Here is a 17,126-nt window from a genome sequence, read left to right on the forward strand (position 1 = left end):
GCGGCGGTCGGACGCGCGGTGTCGTTCGGGCCCGAACGATCATCCTGGCCCTCGACCTCAGCCTGCGAGTGGTCGTTTGCGGGCCATTCCAGGGCGACGCGGGAATCGTTCGGGGGTGGAACGAACCTTCAGGTAGACGTAGAGATCACGTCGGCCCGACTCGGCGTAAGGCTCCACGGCGACCGGTGGGCGGGGCTCGAGGCCGACGATGCCCGCCGCGGTGGCGCCCGCCTCGGCCTCGGCCGGTGCCACCCTCGCCTTCCACGCGACGAGGGCGCCACCGTCTCGCAGGAGGGGGGCGGCGTACTCGGCGAGGACCGCGAGCGAGGCGAGCGCACGGGCCGTCACGACGTCCTGGGTTCCGAGGCCGTCACGCCATTCCTCGGCGCGGGAGTGGCGCACCTCGACGTTGTGGAGCCCTGCGGCCGACGCCGCTCGCCCGAGGAACTCGCACTTGCGGCCGACGCTCTCCACCAGCGTCACGCGAGCAGCCGGGAGGGCGGCCGCGAGGGCCAGGCCGGGGAAGCCGCCACCGGCGCCGAGGTCGGCGATCGCCGCGGCGGTGCGGACCTCCGGCACAGCCAGCCCCGAGAGCGCGTCGGCGACGTGGACGTCCACCGCGACGGCCGGATCCCGGACCGACGTGACCGACGACGGCTCGAGCTCGAGCTCGGTCAGCAGCGTCGCGAGCTGCCCGGGAGCCGTGGCGGGCAGCGCCCAGCGCACACTGAGCTCCTGCAGGCGGGCCTGGACGTGGGCGGCGGGCACCGCGGGAGCGTAGGGGCTGCGTCGGCGCCACGTCTGCCGGCCGTGTGCCAGGCGGGCGGCCGCACCGCGAGGTCGCGGTCGCGCGCACCCGTGCCCACGTCGTGGTCCCGGCGGGCAACAGGGACGGCTCGGCCGGGACGACCTGGGCGTACCAGCCCCACAGCGTGAGCCGGGCCGGAGTCCACTCGCGCACGACCGCATGCGCCATCGCCCTTGCGGAAGCGCTGCCCGCCCGCGAGCGCGGAAGGGTGCCACCAGGACAACGACTCATCCGCGCGTTCCCGAGCCCGGTCGTCCCGGGCGACCCGGGGGATCGCGGCGGACGTCGAGCGCCCGGTGACGACCGAAGTCCTCGGCCCGCGCCGCGGGCGCGACCGCCGCCGAGGACACCGTGAGGGTCCCCAGCACCGCCCCTGACGACCGCCCAGACGAGACGATCCTGATGCTGCAGACGACGAGAACCCGATGTTCGGCTGCCGCTCGAGTGTTCCACGTGAAACGCCGTGGCCCGACGGTCGGCTGGATGGCATCCGGTGAGATGAGGGGCGGCTCGCGCCTCGCTCGCTGTTCCTGTCCGCATTCGGGTGCCCGACGCGACCGTTGCACGTGAAACCGTCGAGGGGAGGCCGCGCGTGCGCGCCCCGGGGCTCGGGAGGCCGACGGGACGCCGGTGATCGTAAGGTCTCGGGCGGAGCGGCCCGAAGCGTCGCCCCGGAGCCAGCTGTCCCTGCCTGCGGACCTGAACGCGGGTGATGGGTGCCCGGCCGCCGGCGGCGCTGTGTGGGCGCCAGCGGTTCTCGTACCTCAAGAACGCTGACAGCTTGCGGTCGCGCTGGTCTGAGGTGGGCCAGATGCGGCGGTGAGCCCATGCGTCTTCGAGGGTGCCGACGAACCGCTCGAGCTTGCCGTTCCAGCGCGGCGTGTAGGGCGGGATGCCGATCTGGCTGGCGGCGAGCTGGGCCAGCGTGGCGTGAAACAGGTTGCCGGTCTAGCACTCGGCGTTATCGGACATGACCGCCTCGATCGGGCCGCAACCCTGTTGGCGCATCCAGACCGCCGCGCGTGCCAGGCCGGCCGAGACGTTGGCGGCGCTCTCGGCGCTGTGAAGCTCGGCGTAGACGATCCGCGAGTGGTCGTCCTGGACGGCCATGACGACCGCGTGGCCCGGGCCGCGGACGCGATCGCGCTGGTCGCGCGGCCCGGTCGTGCGATGGCCGGGTTCCGGGAGCTTCGGTGCCTTGTAGGCGTCGATATGCCCCAACGCGCAGGGCTGGCCCCACTCAAAGCGCTTGAACGTCTGGCGCTCGCCGCGTCGCCCGCGCGAAACGCCATGGCGCTTGAGGACCTTCCACACCGTCGCGCGATGCCGGCCGGTCACCGCGGCCAAACGCATCGGCCCCCAGTTCCTCCGCGCCCGGGCGTCAAGGATCTGCTGCGCCTGGGCCGCGCTCAACGCATGCGGACAGGACGTCGCGATCGGCCGACGCGGCAACAAACTGGCTCGTACGGCGTGGGCGCGCTCGGAGGCCGGCGATCAGCTTTCGCGGTCGACCTGTTGGGCGAACACGCCAGCGACGAGCGCTCGCCCGAAACGATTCACGGCCTCACGGCGCTGGACCATCTCGACCCGCACGGCCAGGCCGAACCGACACCTACGGTCTGTCATGTCCGGTCTCCTCGGAGCGGTGAGCTGATTCGCACCTCTCAGCCTGCGCGGGAGCCCGGACATCTCCCATCGCAAAACCGGGACTAGGTGTTCACCAAGTCCGCAGGCACCTCACCCAGCCCAGCGCGGGGACGGAGTGCACCACTTCGTAGGCATCGCGATCCGTCGTCCGACGTTCCACGTGAACACCCCGCTGGGCAACTCCGCGCCATGCACCAGCAGACGACACGGGGCCCGCTCGCGCCGACCACCCTCGGCGCAAACCAGACCGACGGCCACCGTTCCACGTGAAACACCCGCGGCCGCGGCACCGCCCCTAGGGCAGGGGAGTCACCACGAGGTGCCGCTCGGGCTCGTCGCCCTCGCTGTGCGTGTCCACACCGCCACGCTCCCGCAGGTACTCGTGCACGTGCTTGCGCTCACTCGCGGTCATCGCGTCGAGGGCGACGGGCCGCCCGTACTGGATGGCGTCGTCCGCCGCGACATCGGCCTGCTTCTCCAGCGCATCGCGCCGCCGGGCACGATAGCCCTCCGCGTCCACCACGACCCGGCGCCGCTCCACGGTGGGATCGGCGAACAGGACCCGCTGGGCCAGGTGCTGGACCGCGTCGATCGTCTGCCCGTGGCGGCCGATGAAGATGCCGAGGTCCTCGCCGTGCAGCGTCCCGACCAGGCCATCGTCGTCCGACGTGACCTCGACGGTCGCCTCCAGGCCGAGGCCCTCCGCGATGTGGCCGAGCAACTCCTGGAGCCGCTCCTCCTGCGACCGCTCGGGCATCTACCGACGCCGCCCGGACCGCTTGCGCTTGCGCTGTTTGGGGGGCGGGGGCGGCGCCTTGGTCACGCGCGTCTCCTCCGGGGCCTTCGCCGCGCTCTTACGCTCCTTCGCCGCGTTCGCCTGGGCCCCCGCGATCCGCCCGAACAACCCGCCCGAGCCACCGGTGCCGGACGACGACGCACCACCCCCGCCGGCGGCGACGGACCCGCCTCCGGCCGCGGCCGCGGCCGCGTGAGCAGCCGCCATGCTCGCCGGCGTCTCGCCCTTCCCGATCACCCGACGCAGGAACTGCTGCTGACCGATGGTCCAGAAGTTCGTCGTGATCCAGTACATGATCAGTCCCGCCGGGAACCGGAACACGAAGCCGACGAACAGGAACGGCATGACCAGCATGATGATCTTCTGGTTCTGGTCGGCCGTCGCGGTCATCATCAGCAGGCTGGAGACCAACTGCGTGCCGACGTACAGGACGAGGAGCGCGATGAGGACCGTGCCCGTCGCCTTGTCGGTGATGTCGTGGATGAACCAGAACTGCGACTCGCCCGTGGGACCACACGGCTTCGGATTCGACAGGTGGTGCCCGTTGACGATGTTGATCTCGGGGCAGATGTCGATGCGCAGGTCCTTGCGCAGCATGTAGAACAGCGACAAGAACACAGGCAGCTGCGCCACGAGCGGCAGGCAGGAGGCGAAGGGGTTGACCTTGTTCTCCTGATAGAACTTCATCGTCTCCTGCTGGAGACGCTGCTTGTCGTCCTTGTACTTCGCCTGCAGCTCCTTGAGCTGCGGCGCGATGCGCTGAAGCCCCTGCATCGAGCGGAACTGCTTGACCGCCAGCGGCAGCAGGGCCGCGCGGACGACGATCGTCAGCATGATGATCGACAGGCCCCAGCTGGCACCGATCGACTCGTGGAAGAACCGCAGGATGCTCTCGAAGACATCGACGAGCGGCTGGAGGATGTTCGCGGTGATGAAGACCATGTGGGATTAGGCGTGCGGATGCCGCGCTGAAGGCTGCTGCGGACGGAAGAGGCGCTGCTCGTCGACGGGGTCGTAGCCGCCGTGGCTCCAGGGGTTGCAGCGCAGCAGCCGCCACACGGCGAGGACCGAGCCCCGGAGTATGCCGAACCGCCTGATGGCCTGCGCGGCGTAGGACGAGCACGTGGGCTCGTACTTGCACCGCCGCGGCAGCAGTGGCGAGATCACCCGTTGGTAGACGACGATGGGGGCGACCGCCACGCGACGGGCGGCCTCGGCCACCCGCGCGATCACGACGCTGCCGCGGACTTCTCGCCGACGGCGCGGCCGACGAGGTCGGCGAGCGCGGCGCGCACACCCTCCAGGCCCTCGCGCTCGGCGAGCTCCCTCGCCTCGGGCCGCGCGACCACCACGGCGTCGCTGTCCGGGGCCAGGCGCTCCCCCTCGAGCGCGAACGCCTCGCGCAGCAGCCGCTTCACGCGGTTGCGGTCGACGGCGCCGCCCACCTTGCGCGACACGGACAGGCCGACGCGCGGGCCGGCGGTCAGCTCAGGGGCCGGCGTCGCCTCCCCACGCGGGAAGACGTAGAGGACGAGGTGGCGGTTGCCGACGGAGCGGCCCTGCCGGTAGACACGCTCGAACTCCGCGCTGCGCGACAGCCGGCCACGCTTCTGGCGACGGGCGCTGCCACTCACGCGAACCGGCGCCTCCACGGTCAGACGGTCAGCTGCTTGCGGCCCTTGTCGCGCCGGCGCTTGAGCGTCAGGCGACCGGCGCGGGTCGACATCCGGGTACGGAAGCCGTGCGCGCGGGCGCGCTTGCGTCGTTTGGGCTGGTAGGTGCGCTTCACGTCAGTGCTCCAAGGGGTCCGGTGACCGGCGGGCCAGTCTAGCGGGCCGGGCGCCGCGACGATCCCTCCACAGCTTCGTCCACGCGGCTCCACAGACTTCCACACGGCCCGGCGGCACCGCTCCGGACGCGATTTCCCGTCATTTGCGGAGTCGCTCGGATCGCCCGCCCGGGGCGGACCTGACGGCTCCAGACCACGTGCTACGTTTTCACCGCGTCGGCGCCGGGCCCTGCCGTCCGGACCCCCGGCTTCCTCTCCCATCCTCGCAACACCGCTCCCGAGGAGCCCGTAGACCGCTGCCGTGACGACGGACCCCGACCACATCTGGACGTGCCTGCAGGCAGAGCTCCGGCGCCGGGTCCCGGCCTCGACATACGACATCTGGCTCGAGCCGCTGCGCTTCGGCGGACTCGAGGGCGACCTGCTCGTCCTCCTGGCCCCGGCGGAAGTCCGTACGTGGATCGAGCAGCGCTTCGCCGCGGTGCTGCAGGCCGCCGGCCGCGACCTGCTGCCCGGCGCCCTGCGCATCGAGCTGCGGCCCCTGGCCGACGGCCCTGCGGCGGCAGCCCGACCCCGTGGTGCCCGCGGCGACGCACCGACGACGCCCGGCGCCGGCGACGCCAAGCCGCTCTTCGGGCCCGAGACCGAACGCCTGAACCCCAAGTTCACGTTCGAGCAGTTCGTCATCGGCGACGCCAACCGCTTCGCGCACGCCGCGGCGCTCGCCGTGGCCGAGCTGCCGGCGCAGGCCTACAACCCCCTCTTCATCGTCGGGCCGCCCGGCGTGGGGAAGACGCACCTGCTGCACAGCGTCGGCAACTACGTCCGGGCCTACGGCGGCGGGATGACCGTGCGCTACACGACCGTCGAGCGCTTCACGAACGAGTTCCTCTCCGCGCTGCAGAACCGCGATGTCGAGGCCTTCAAGCAGCGCTACCGCAACAACGACGTGCTGCTCATCGACGACGTCCAGTTCCTCGAGCGCAAGGTCAAGACGGAGGAGGAGCTCTTCCACACCTTCAACGCGCTCCACGAGACCGGCAGCCAGCTCGTCCTGACCTCCGACCGCCCGCCCCGCGACATGGACGCCCTGCAGGAGCGCATGCGCCAGCGGTTCGAGTCCGGCCTCCTGGTCGACATCCGCGCCCCGGACGAGGCCACGCGGCTCACCGTGCTGCGCAAACGCGTGCACCACGACGGCATCGAGCTCGCCGAGGACGGGGTGCTCGAGCTCATCGCCGATCGCGTCGCCGAGAACATCCGAGGCCTCGAAGCCGCTCTCATCCGGGTCGTGGCCTACGCGTCGCTCACCGACGCGCGGATCGACCGCGCCCTGGCTGAGGAGGTCCTCGCCCAGCTCTACGGGCCGGGCGCCCAGCGCCGCAGGACCGACCCGCCCACCCTCGCCGCGATCCAGCAGCTCGTCGCGGGCCGGTTCGGCCTCTCGCGCGAGGAGCTCATCTCCGCCAACCGCACTGCCCGCGTGGCCTGGCCGCGGCAACTGGCCATGTACCTCGCCCGCGAGCACACCAGCGAGTCCCTGCCGGCCATCGGGCGCTCCTTCGGCGGCCGCGACCACTCCACCGTCCTGCACGCCTGCAAGCGAGCCGCCGACCGCCTCGGGAGCGACCCGGAGGCCTACGAGACGGTTCGGGCCCTCACCGAACAACTCACAGGGCCTCACGCATGAGCACGGGTCCAACCGGCGGTGTTGACAGACTCCATCGGCTCGTGTGCGTGAGAACCCCGCAACCTCCGGTCATCCTGGCGTCTGTCCACATCTTCACAGGCCTGATGACTCCTGAATCCGTCTTGAGGTCTCCATCGTGAAGCTTTCGACGTCGGGCGCCGAACTGCTCGCCCAGCTCCAGGCCGTCTCCCGCGTGGCCTCCACCCGCAGCGCCGTGCAGGCCCTGTCGGGCGTGCAGGTGGCGGCCACCTCCACCGGCGTGGAGCTCCGTGCCACCGACATGGAGATCGCGCTGCGTGTCCCGCTCACGGCCGAGGTCGCCCGCGAGGGCACCGTCGTGCTGCCGGCCCGGCTGCTGCTCGACGTCGCCCGGAGCCTGCCCAAGGTCGCCGATCGCGTCGAGCTCGAGCTGCGCGCTGAGCAGCAGGACGTCGAGGTGGTGGCCGGCTCGGCGAAGTTCCACCTGCGCACGCTGCGCGCCGAGGACTTCCCGCCACTGCCCGGCGTCGGCGGCTCCGACGCGCAGGACACGGTCGTCACCGTGCCCGCCGCGGCCTTCGTGGCCACGATCGAGAAGGTCTCCAAGTCGGCCTCCCGCGACGAGACGCGCCCCATCCTCACCGGGATCCTCGTCTCGGCCTCCGGCGCCGACCTTCGTATGGTCGCCACGGACTCCTACCGACTGTCGGTCAAGGAGACCACGCTCGAGAGCCCGCTGGATGGCGGCTTCGAGGCCAACGTGCCGGCGCGGGCCCTCGACGAGCTGCGCACGATCGTCGGCTCGACCGGCGCCGAGGCCATCCGCATCGGCGTCCGCGCCAACCAGGTCGTCTTCGAGGTCGGCGGGGCCGTGCTCTCCTCGCGGCTCATCGACGGCCAGTTCCCGAACTACCGCCAGCTCATCCCCGAGGGCTACGAGCACCAGCTGCGGATCAGCGGCGAGGAGCTCGGCGACGTCGTCAAGCGCATCAGCCTCATGGCCCAGAAGAACGCGCCGCTGCGCCTGAGCTTCGCCGAGGGCGAGCTGACCGTGTCGGCGCAGACGCCCGACGTCGGCGAGGCCAGCGAGCCGCTGCCGGTGCCCTTCGCCGGGGAGGCGTTCGAGATCGGCTTCAACCCCGACTTCCTGCGCGACGGCCTGGACAGCGTCGGGTCCGGGGACCTGCTGCTCAAGCTCATCAGCCCCTTGCGGCCCGGCCTGATCGAGGGCGCCGACGACAGCGGCTTCCTCTACCTGATCATGCCGATCCGCCTGAACGTGTAGGCGCCGGTGCGGGTCGAGCGCCTGCGGCTGCGCGACTTCCGGACCTACGCCGCTGCGGAGGTGGCGATCGGACCGTCGCTCACGGTGGTCCACGGGCCCAACGGCGCCGGCAAGACCAACCTGCTGGAGTCCTTGTACTTCGGGTGCACCTCGCGCTCCTGCCGCACCACGAACGAGCGCGAGGTCGTGCGCTTCGGCGCCCCCGCGGCGCGGGTCGAGGTCGACGTCTGCGACCGCGACGGCAGCCACGAGCTCAGCGTCGGGTTCGAGCCCGGCGCGCCGAAGCGGCTGCGCGTGGACGGGGCGCCCGTCGAGCGCATGGCCGACAGCCCGGCGCGGCCGCTCATCAGCGTGTTCCTGCCCGACCGCCTGGAGCTTGTCAAGGGCGCGCCGTCGCTGCGGCGGGCGCATCTCGACCAGCTCGTCACGGCGCTCTGGCCGGCGCGTGCGGCGACCCGAGTCGCCTACACGCGCGCCCTCGCCCAGCGCAACGCGCTGCTCGGCCGGATCCGCGCCGGCCGCGTCGGGCCCGCGGCCCTCGACGCCTGGGATGCGGAGCTGGCGCGGTGGGGAGTGGCCCTGCGCGACGACCGCGCGGCGGCGGTCGACCTCGTCGCGGAGCGCTTCGGCGCCCAGGCGACCGACCTCGGGCTCGCCGGCGCCGCCGAGCTGCGCTACCGGCCGCGGTCGCGGGCCGCCGGCGCCGAGGCCCTGTCCGCCGAACTCGCCGAGCGCCGCGGGTCGGACCTCGAGCGCGGGTTCACCCAGCACGGCCCCCACCGCGACGACCTCCTGCTGATCCGCGACGGGCGCGAGCTGCGCGCCTACGGCTCCCAGGGCGAGCAGCGCCTGGGGCTGCTGGCCCTGTTGCTGGCCGAGCGGGAGGCTCTGGCGGCCGAGCGGGGCGCCCCGCCGCTCCTGCTGCTCGACGACGTGATGAGCGAGCTGGACGCCGACCGCCGGGCGCTGCTCGTCGCCCGGCTGGACGACGGCGGCCAGGCCGTCATCACGACGACCGACCTCGCGCACGTCCCGGGCGCCGATGCCCCCGGCGTGGTGCGCCTCTCCGTGGCGCCGGGCTCCGTGCTCCAGGACGCCGGCGTGGCGAGCCGGGCCGCATGAGGCGCCGCAGCCCGAGGCCGCTGTCGTCGGCCATCGGCGACCTCACCGACCGCCTGGCGCCGCGCACGACGCTGGCCGACGTCCAGCGCGTGTGGCCCGACGCCGTCGGGGCGGCGATCGCCCGCGAGGCGCTGCCGACCGCCGAGCGCGGAGGCACGCTGACCGTCACCTGCCGGTCCTCCGTGTGGGCCCAGGAGCTCGATCTCATGGGCCCCGAGCTCGTCGGCCGGATCAACGCGGCGCTCGGCGCCGAGCGCATCTCGGGCCTGCGCTGCGCCGCCGCCGCGCCCCGCTCGTGGGCCGCCCGCGGCGAGGACTGAGGCGCGCGGCCCTGGCGGGGCGGAGAACGGCGGGGCAAGTCGATGCAGAACACCCTCGTTTTGCCCGCATTTGCAGGTCTTTACGGTGGCCGGGCTGCCCGGGTTCGGCGGGTCGTTGTGCTATCCTTCTGACAACTACTTCCCCCGCCCCGGTCGGGCTCGACCGAGCCCGGGACCGGGGCGTTCTGCGTCAGGAACGCAGTCACGAACATGGCGAACGAGAACGGCAAGCAGAAAGATGCGCGCCAGGGCTCGGCCGCCTACGGAGCCCAGGACATCACCGTCCTCGAGGGCCTCGAGGCGGTCCGCAAGCGCCCGGGCATGTACATCGGGTCCACGGGGCTCCGTGGCCTGCACCACCTGGTCTACGAGGTCGTGGACAACTCCGTCGACGAGGCCCTGGCCGGCTTCGCCTCGCGGGTGGACGTCACGATCCACCCCGACAACAGCGTCACGGTCGTCGATGACGGGCGCGGCATTCCGGTCGGCATCGTGGAGAAGGAGGGGCGCCCGGCCGTCGAGGTCGTGCTGACCGTCCTGCACGCCGGCGGCAAGTTCGGCGACGGCGGCGGCTACAAGGTCTCCGGCGGTCTGCACGGCGTGGGCGTCTCGGTCGTCAACGCGCTCTCGGAGACGGTGCGTGTCGACGTGCACGTGGAGGGCCACGTCTGGACGCAGGAGTACGACCGCGGCGTCCCGCGCTACGACCTGCGCAAGGGCGATCCGCTGCCCAAGGGCGCCGGCACGGGGACGTCGGTCACGTGGCTGCCCGACGCCGACATCTTCGAGACCGTCGAGCACGACTTCGGCGTGCTCGAGCAGCGCCTGCGCGAGACGGCGTACCTCACCCGCGGGCTGCGCATCACGCTCACCGACGAGCGCGCGGCCGGCAAGCGCGTGGAGTTCCACTTCGAGGGCGGCATCGAGGACTTCGTCTCGTACCTGAACGAGAACAAGGAGCCGCTCGGCAAGAAGGTCATCTTCTTCGAGGGCGATTCCGACGAGGGCTACGTCGAGATCGCCATGCAGTGGAACGGGACCTACCAGGAGTCGGTCTTCTCGTTCGCCAACAACATCAACACCCACGAGGGCGGCTCGCACCTCTCGGGCTTCCGCTCGGCGCTGACCCGCACGGTCAACCGCTACGCGCGCGAGAAGGGCGAGCTCAAGGAGAAGGACGACAACCTCACGGGCGAGGACATCCGCGAGGGCCTGACGGCCGTCATCTCCGCCAAGCTCGCCGACCCCCAGTTCGAGGGCCAGACCAAGACCAAGCTCGGCAACCCCGGCATGGAGGGCTTCGTCGCCAACGTCGTCAACACCAAGCTGGCGGAGTTCCTGGAGGAGAACCCGGGCGAGGCGCGGGCGATCATCCGCAAGGCCGTCCAGGCCTCGCAGGCCCGGTCGGCCGCCCGCAAGGCGCGCGACCTGACCCGGCGCAAGAGCGCGCTGGAGAACTCGCCGCTGCCCGGCAAGCTGGCCGACTGCTCGGTCAAGGATCCGTCGCTGGCCGAGATCTTCATCGTCGAGGGCAACTCGGCCGGCGGCTCGGCCAAGCAGGGGCGCGACCGCCACACCCAGGCCGTCCTGCCGCTGCGCGGCAAGATCCTCAACGTGGAGAAGGCGCGGATCGACCGCGTCCTCAAGAACGTCGAGGTCCAGGCCCTCATCACGGCCCTGGGGACCGGCATCCGCGACGAGTTCAACCTCGAGAACGCCCGGTACCACAAGGTCGTGCTGATGACGGACGCCGACGTCGACGGCGCGCACATCCGCACGCTGGTGCTCACGCTCCTGTTCCGCGAGATGCCCGAGCTCATCGAGGCCGGCTACGTCTACATCGCCAAGCCGCCGCTCTACAAGGTCAAGCAGGGCCGCAGCGAGCGCTACCTGGAGAAGGAGTCCGAGCTCGAGGACCTCCTGCTCTCCGACAAGCTCGAGAAGATCCACGTCGCCGACCGCACCGGCGCCGAGTTCAGGCTCACCGAGGCCCGATGGCAGCGCTACTCGCGCCTGCTCAAGCAGTTCGAGGGCTGGGGCAGCTCGCTGCGCGCCGAGCACGGCCACGAGGCCGTGCGCTTCCTCGGCGAGGCCGGCCTGCTCGACGACCAGGCCGCCGACCTGGCGGCCGTCGTCGCGTCGCTGGAGCGCAACGACGAGACGCGCCCGCACACGACGGAGATCCTCACCTCCGACGACGAGCTGCTCGTGGTCAAGGCGATCGAGCGCCAGAGCGGCCTGGCCCAGACGCACCGCCTCGCCCGCTCGCTGTTCGACTCCAACGACTACCACCAGTTCGTGAAGGTCAACGCCCAGCTCGTCGAGCTGGCCGGCGCGCCGCCGTTCAGCGTGGCGCTCGGCGAGAAGTCCGAGCAGGCCTACTCGTTCGAGGCGCTGCGCCACGCCGTCCTGGAGGTCGCGCGCCGCGGCGTCAACGTGTCGCGCTTCAAGGGCCTGGGCGAGATGAACCCCGACCAGCTGCGCGAGACCACGATGGACCCGGCCACGCGCACCCTGCAGCAGGTCAGCGTCGAGGACGCGGCCGAGGCCGACCGCCTGTTCACGATGCTCATGGGCGACGTGGTCGAGCCGCGCCGCGCCTTCATCGAGCAGAACGCGCGGGCCGTGGTCAACCTCGACGTCTGATGCGCCGCGCTTGCGCGGCACGGAACCGCTCTACCACCACCAAGGAGGTGAGGACGCATGGCCACTGACGTCATCGGCGGCGGCAACATCGAGCCGCGCGCGCTCGAGGACGAGATGCGCAACGCGTACCTCGACTACGCCATGTCGGTCATCGTCGGACGCGCGCTGCCCGACGTCCGCGACGGCCTCAAGCCCGTCCATCGCCGCGTCCTCTTCGCCATGAACGAGGCGGGCCTCGGCCCGACGCGGCCCTACGTCAAGTCGGCCCGCATCGTCGGCGACGTGATGGGCAACTACCACCCGCACGGCGACGCGTCGATCTACGACACGCTCGTGCGGCTGGCGCAGGACTTCTCCATGCGCCACATGCTCGTCGACGGCCAGGGCAACTTCGGCTCGATCGACGACGACGACGCGGCGGCCATGCGGTACACGGAGGCGCGGCTGACGCGCATCGCCATGGAGATGGTCCGTGACATCGACATGGACACCGTCGACTTCACGCCCAACTACGACGGGTCCAAGCAGGAGCCGACGGTCCTGCCGTCCCGGTTCCCCAACCTCCTCGTCAACGGCGGCACCGGCATCGCGGTCGGGATGGCCACCAACATCCCGCCGCACAACCTCGAGGAGGTCATCAGCGCGACCGTCGCGTTCCTCGAGGACCCGTCCGTCGAGCTCGACGAGCTCCTGACCCACATCCAGGGCCCCGACTTCCCGACCGCCGGCATCATCATGGGCCGCTCGGGCATCCGCGACGCCTACGAGACCGGCCGCGGCCGCATCAAGGTCCGCGCCAAGGCGCACATCGAGGAGATCCACCAGGGCAAGGAGGCGATCATCGTCACCGAGCTGCCCTACGCGGTCAAGAAGGGCGGCGACAACGGCCTCATCACGAAGATCGCCGACCTCGTGCGCGAGAAGAAGATCCCCGAGATCTCCGACCTGCGCGACGAGACCGACCGCCGCGGCATGCGTCTCGTCATCGAGCTCAAGCGCGCCGTCAACCCGAAGGTCGTCCTCAACAAGCTCTACAAGCACACCCCGATGCAGTCGACGTTCGGGGTCAACATGGTGGCCCTGGTCGACGGCGTCCCGAGGACGCTGTCGCTGCGCGAGGTCCTCTCGGCCTACGTCGCCCACCAGCGCGAGGTCATCGTCCGGCGCGCGAAGTTCGAGCTGGCCCAGAAGGAGGCGCGTGCGCACGTCCTCGAGGGCCTGCTCATCGCCCTGGACAACCTCGACGCCGTCATCGAGGTCATCCGCCAGTCGCGCGACCGCGAGTCCGCCCGCGAGGAGCTCGTCACCCGCTTCTCGCTGTCGCAGATCCAGGCCAGCGCGATCCTCGACCTGCGCCTGTCGCAGCTCACCGCGCTGGAGAGCGATTCGATCAAGCAGGAGCACGCCGACGTCACCGAGCGCATCCGCGAGCTGCGCGAGCTGCTGGGCGACGAGGCCAACGTGCGCGCGCTGATCAAGGAGGAGCTGCTGGAGATCTCCGAGCGCTTCGCCGAGCCGCGCCGCACGGAGATCGCGCCGTCGGAGGACGAGCTCGACATCGAGGACCTCATCGCCGACCAGCAGATGGTCATCACCATGACCAAGTCGGGGTACATCAAGCGGGTGCCGCTGGACACCTACCGCCAGCAGCGCCGCGGCGGGGTCGGCATCACCGGGATGGACCTCAAGGAGGGTGACTACATCGAGCACCTCTTCGTGTGCTCGACCCACGACTTCCTGCTCTTCTTCTCCAACCGCGGCAAGGTGTACCGCTCCAAGGTCTACGAGCTCCCCGAGGGCCCGCGGCAGTCCAAGGGCCGGGCGCTGGTCAACATCCTGCCGCTGCGCGAGAACGAGCGGATCCAGTCCGTGCTCTCGACCCGCGACTTCGCGGAGTCGCCCTACCTCGTCTTCGCCACGCGCAGGGGCGTCGTGAAGAAGACGGAGTTCCAGGCCTACAACACGCCGATCAAGGCCGACGGCATCATCGCCATCAAGATCCGCGACGACGACGAGCTGATCGCGGTGCGCCGGGTCGACGAGGGCGACGAGATCATGATGATCTCGCGCGCCGGCCTCGCGGTGCGCTTCGAGGAGAGCCAGGCGCGGGCGATGGGCCGCGACACCGGCGGCGTGCGCGGCATGGACGTCGGCGACGAGGGCGAGGTCATCGCCATGGACGTCGCGCGCGACGACATGGACCTGCTTGTCATGACCGAGGCCGGCTACGGCAAGCGGACGCGGATCGACGAGTACCGCAAGACCTCACGCGGCGCCAAGGGCGTGCTGACCATCAAGCTGACCGAGGCCAAGGGCGGCCTGGCCGGCGCGCTCGTCGTGCGGCCCCATCAGGAGCTCGTCTTCATCTCGCAGAACGGGATGATCCAGCGCACGGGCGTGCGCGGCATCTCCCAGCAGGGCCGCTCGGCCACCGGGGTGCGGGTGATGAACCCGCGCGAGGGCGACCAGGTCAGCGCCGTGGCGCTCATCGTGGAGTCCGAGGACGACGACGGCGCGACCACGCTGGACGTCGAGGGCGAGGCCGTGACGGTGGAGGCCACCGAGCCGCCGGCGCCCCTGGACACCGACGAGCCGCAGGACGCCGAGGAGGATCTCGCCGAGGACGCGTAGCGGCGGCGGGCCATCTCCGTCCGGGCAGCGACGCCGGCCTCCGAAGACCGTCACAGGTCGTCGGAATGGGGTGCTACATTGCGCCTACCAGAGAAAGGAGGTGGTCCGAATATCTAGTCATAGTACTTGCGGGACCCTGGAGGTGGCCGGCCGCTAGATCGGTCGGGGCTGGAGTTGATCCAGCGAATCCACGCCGGGCCACCCTCGCCCCTGTGATGCCGGGTTTCGTCCCTCCGGCCGTCAGACCGTCACGGTGCGAGCAAAGTCCAGTCCAGTGGTGTGCGAAGGGCGCCGCGGCAGCGGCGTCCTTCGCCGTTTAACCACCCGGTGGCCGGTGCACCGCCGGCCGTGCGCGGGCTACGCCGCGGCCTCGGCGTCGGCCGGCAGCCAGTGGCGCCACGCCGCCGGGATCGTCGGCGTCGCGACGTGGATGAACACGTGGGGCTGGGGCATCGTTGGCGTGCGCCGCGGATGCATCCCCGCCTTGTCGGGCAGGTGGTCGGCCTTGCGCCGGTTGCAGGGCGCGCACGAGGCGACGATGTTGTCCCACGTCGACGAGCCGCCCTTGGAGCGGGGGATGACGTGGTCGACGGTCAGGTTGGAGCGCGACCCGCAGTACTGGCAGGTCCAGTTGTCGCGGGCGAAGACGGCGCGGCGCGTGATCTTGCGCCGGTGCGTGTCGCGCGGGACGACGACGTAGGTCACGAGCCGGATGACGACGGGCCGCGACATCGTCGCGCGCTCCGAGCGCAGCTCCCAGGTCGCGTTCTCCACGACCTCGGCCTTGGCCTTGAGCAGGAGCACCACGGCGCGGCGCACCGTGCACACGTTGACCGGCTCGTACGACGCGTTGAGGACGAGCACCCGGCCACCATCACGTCCGCGTCGCCGGTGCTCGTCGGGCGACGCGGACCGCATCGGGTGTGGTGGCGGGAGGGTCATGGGACCGCGATTCCACGCGGAACCGTACCACCCGGACCTGCGGGGATCCGCCGCCTTGTCGCGCCGGATCCGCCGCTCAGGCGGCGGCGGGGTAGGAGCCCAGCACGCGCACCTGCTCGCAGTGGGCGGCCAGCGCGGCGATCGCCCCGGCGACGTCGGGGTCCTGCGCGCGGCCCTCGAAGTCCACGAGGAACTGGTAGTGGCCCAGGCCGCGCTTGAGCGGCCGCGACTCGATGCGCACGAGGTTGATGCCCCGGGAGGCGAATGCGCCCAGGCAGCCCACGAGCCAGCCCGGCGTGGTGTCCCCGGCGCCGTGGAACACGAGCGAGGTCTTCCACGCGCCGCCGGCGCCCGCGGCGAACGGCGCTTCGGGCGGACCCGGGCCGGCGACCCAGATGAAGCGGGTGACGTTGCCGTGCTCGTCCTCGATGCCCTCCCGCAGCACCACGCAGCCGTGCAGTGCCGCGGCGGCGGCGGGACCGATCGCGGCCCAGGGCTCCGTCGCGGCGGCGACGGTCCGGACGGCCTCGGCGGTGGCCGTGGCGGCGACCGCGCGGCGCCCGGGCAGCACATCGGCCAGGAAGCGCCGGCACTGGCCGAGGGCCTGCGGATGGGAGACGACGACCTCGATCGCGGCTTCGGCCACGCCGGGGCGCGCGATGAGGGCGTGGGAGATCGCCAGCAGCTCCTCGCCGACGATCCGGGCCTGCGGCGCGTCGAGGGCCAGCGTGTCCAGCGTGGCGTTGACGCCGCCCTCCAGCGCGTTCTCGATCGGCACGAGCGCGGCGTCCACCGCCCCGGACTCGGCCGCGAGGATCGTCTCGCGCTCCGTCGCGAACGGGACGGCCTGCGCGCCCTCCGCGTGGCGCGAGGCCAGCAGGGCCGCGTGCGTGAACGTGCCCTGCGGACCGAGGAAGCCCAGCCTCATGGCAGCGGCGGAGGCTCGGGGGGCGGCTCGCCGGCGAGGGCCACCCGCACCGCCTCGGCCTCCTCGGGCGACAGCTCGAGCTCCGGCGTCCCGCCGACGAGGTGCTTGACGTAGAGCCGGGCCTGGTCGCGGTGGTGGATGCTCGACAGGACGATCCCGGAGCGGCGGGCGTCCAGGAGCGCGATGGAGCAGGACTGGCGGCCCGACATCTCGTTGTAGGCGTCGAAGCGCACGAGGCCGCGGTAGGCGATCGCGCCGTCCAGGCGCTCCTCGGCCGTGGCCAGGCGGCCGTCGAGCCGCGCCGCCACGTCGCCGACGTAGGCGTGCAGCCCCCGGAACTCCTGGTCGAGCCGCGAGGCGTGCGCGACGAGGTCCTCGGGGGCGCCGCCGCCGAGCACGACCCGCTGGTCGGCGCGCAGGCGGCGCAGGGCCAGCACGGCGATCAGGGCGGCGACGAGTGCGGCGGCCGCGACGGCGCAGCCGGCGATCGCGACGATCCCCGCGGTCGATGCATCCACGCTCCCGACGTTACTGGCCCGTCCG

The 17,126-nt window shown here is 71.7% G+C and carries 16 protein-coding genes and 1 pseudogene; 6 read left to right on the plus strand and 11 right to left on the minus strand.

The window, feature by feature from the left end:
• Window positions 1–57: 57 nt before the first annotated feature.
• The 8 genes and pseudogenes from FSW04_RS03790 to rpmH all read right to left on the minus strand — a co-directional run bounded on the left by FSW04_RS03790 (window position 58) and on the right by rpmH (window position 5,040).
• Window positions 58–768: a 16S rRNA (guanine(527)-N(7))-methyltransferase RsmG gene (locus tag FSW04_RS03790; protein ID WP_187369230.1), complete on the minus strand. Its 711-nt coding sequence runs from the start codon at window positions 766–768 to the stop codon at window positions 58–60.
• A gap of 766 nt (window positions 769–1,534) precedes the next feature.
• Window positions 1,535–1,747 (minus strand): annotated as a pseudogene (locus FSW04_RS28295) (integrase core domain-containing protein); the annotation flags it as partial.
• 9 nt (window positions 1,748–1,756) lie between these two features.
• Window positions 1,757–2,221 carry a hypothetical protein gene (locus FSW04_RS03800; RefSeq protein WP_146916419.1) on the minus strand — a complete coding sequence of 155 codons (465 nt, stop codon included), beginning with the start codon at window positions 2,219–2,221 and terminating at the stop codon, window positions 1,757–1,759.
• Between the two features lie 529 nt (window positions 2,222–2,750).
• Window positions 2,751–3,212 carry a Jag family protein gene (locus FSW04_RS03805; RefSeq protein ID WP_146916421.1) on the minus strand — a complete coding sequence of 154 codons (462 nt, stop codon included), beginning with the start codon at window positions 3,210–3,212 and terminating at the stop codon, window positions 2,751–2,753.
• Complete coding sequence (locus tag FSW04_RS03810; RefSeq protein ID WP_146916423.1) at window positions 3,213–4,193, minus strand: YidC/Oxa1 family membrane protein insertase; 981 nt, start codon at window positions 4,191–4,193, stop codon at window positions 3,213–3,215.
• A 6-nt stretch (window positions 4,194–4,199) separates the two neighbouring features.
• Window positions 4,200–4,451, minus strand: a complete 252-nt coding sequence (gene yidD / locus FSW04_RS03815) for a membrane protein insertion efficiency factor YidD (RefSeq protein ID WP_267128283.1) — start codon at window positions 4,449–4,451, stop codon at window positions 4,200–4,202.
• A 29-nt stretch (window positions 4,452–4,480) separates the two neighbouring features.
• Window positions 4,481–4,903: a ribonuclease P protein component gene (gene rnpA / locus FSW04_RS03820; protein ID WP_228430871.1), complete on the minus strand. Its 423-nt coding sequence runs from the start codon at window positions 4,901–4,903 to the stop codon at window positions 4,481–4,483.
• Window positions 4,904–4,905: 2 nt separating this feature from the next.
• Complete coding sequence (gene rpmH / locus FSW04_RS03825) at window positions 4,906–5,040, minus strand: 50S ribosomal protein L34 (RefSeq protein ID WP_146916427.1); 135 nt, start codon at window positions 5,038–5,040, stop codon at window positions 4,906–4,908.
• A gap of 301 nt (window positions 5,041–5,341) precedes the next feature.
• Between rpmH and dnaA the strand changes: the two genes are divergently transcribed.
• The 6 genes from dnaA to gyrA all read left to right on the plus strand — a co-directional run bounded on the left by dnaA (window position 5,342) and on the right by gyrA (window position 14,713).
• A complete protein-coding gene (gene dnaA, locus FSW04_RS03830; RefSeq protein ID WP_146916429.1) occupies window positions 5,342–6,730 on the plus strand; it encodes a chromosomal replication initiator protein DnaA in 1,389 nt (462 codons plus the stop codon).
• A gap of 136 nt (window positions 6,731–6,866) precedes the next feature.
• Window positions 6,867–7,994, plus strand: coding sequence for a DNA polymerase III subunit beta (dnaN, locus tag FSW04_RS03835; RefSeq protein WP_146916432.1), 1,128 nt, complete (start codon window positions 6,867–6,869; stop codon window positions 7,992–7,994).
• 6 nt (window positions 7,995–8,000) lie between these two features.
• Window positions 8,001–9,116 (plus strand): DNA replication/repair protein RecF, encoded by a 1,116-nt coding sequence (gene recF / locus FSW04_RS03840; RefSeq protein WP_146916434.1) that lies wholly within the window; start codon window positions 8,001–8,003, stop codon window positions 9,114–9,116.
• On the plus strand, window positions 9,113–9,436 hold the full coding sequence (locus tag FSW04_RS03845) for a DUF721 domain-containing protein (RefSeq protein WP_146916437.1): 324 nt from the start codon (window positions 9,113–9,115) through the stop codon (window positions 9,434–9,436). The genes recF and FSW04_RS03845 overlap by 4 nt, the downstream gene beginning before the upstream one ends.
• A gap of 210 nt (window positions 9,437–9,646) precedes the next feature.
• Window positions 9,647–12,082 (plus strand): DNA topoisomerase (ATP-hydrolyzing) subunit B, encoded by a 2,436-nt coding sequence (gene gyrB / locus FSW04_RS03850; RefSeq protein WP_146916438.1) that lies wholly within the window; start codon window positions 9,647–9,649, stop codon window positions 12,080–12,082.
• 57 nt (window positions 12,083–12,139) lie between these two features.
• A complete protein-coding gene (gene gyrA, locus FSW04_RS03855) occupies window positions 12,140–14,713 on the plus strand; it encodes a DNA gyrase subunit A (RefSeq protein ID WP_146916439.1) in 2,574 nt (857 codons plus the stop codon).
• A 357-nt stretch (window positions 14,714–15,070) separates the two neighbouring features.
• On the opposite strand, the gene FSW04_RS03860 is transcribed toward gyrA, so the two are convergent.
• The 3 genes from FSW04_RS03860 to FSW04_RS03870 form a co-directional block, all read right to left on the minus strand.
• Window positions 15,071–15,577, minus strand: a complete 507-nt coding sequence (locus FSW04_RS03860; RefSeq protein ID WP_187369231.1) for an HNH endonuclease — start codon at window positions 15,575–15,577, stop codon at window positions 15,071–15,073.
• 154 nt (window positions 15,578–15,731) lie between these two features.
• The gene (gene pheA, locus FSW04_RS03865) at window positions 15,732–16,583 is read right to left on the minus strand and encodes a prephenate dehydratase (protein ID WP_146916443.1); all 852 of its coding nucleotides are present in this window, start codon (window positions 16,581–16,583) and stop codon (window positions 15,732–15,734) included.
• Window positions 16,580–17,101, minus strand: a complete 522-nt coding sequence (locus tag FSW04_RS03870) for a DUF4446 family protein (RefSeq protein ID WP_146916445.1) — start codon at window positions 17,099–17,101, stop codon at window positions 16,580–16,582. The genes pheA and FSW04_RS03870 overlap by 4 nt, the downstream gene beginning before the upstream one ends.
• Between the last annotated feature and the right edge of the window lie 25 nt (window positions 17,102–17,126).

It is taken from the genome of Baekduia soli, assembly GCF_007970665.1.
GTDB classification, from domain to species: Bacteria; Actinomycetota; Thermoleophilia; order Solirubrobacterales; family Solirubrobacteraceae; genus Baekduia; species Baekduia soli.

Coding starts and splice junctions, on each gene's coding strand:
- FSW04_RS03805 (WP_146916421.1), bottom strand. CDS start 3,212: ATGCCCGAGCGGTCGCAGGAGGAGCGGCTCCAGGAGTTGCTCGGCCAC.
- FSW04_RS03810 (WP_146916423.1), bottom strand. CDS start 4,193: ATGGTCTTCATCACCGCGAACATCCTCCAGCCGCTCGTCGATGTCTTC.
- FSW04_RS03845 (WP_146916437.1), top strand. CDS start 9,113: ATGAGGCGCCGCAGCCCGAGGCCGCTGTCGTCGGCCATCGGCGACCTC.
- gyrB (WP_146916438.1), top strand. CDS start 9,647: ATGGCGAACGAGAACGGCAAGCAGAAAGATGCGCGCCAGGGCTCGGCC.
- gyrA (WP_146916439.1), top strand. CDS start 12,140: ATGGCCACTGACGTCATCGGCGGCGGCAACATCGAGCCGCGCGCGCTC.
- pheA (WP_146916443.1), bottom strand. CDS start 16,583: ATGAGGCTGGGCTTCCTCGGTCCGCAGGGCACGTTCACGCACGCGGCC.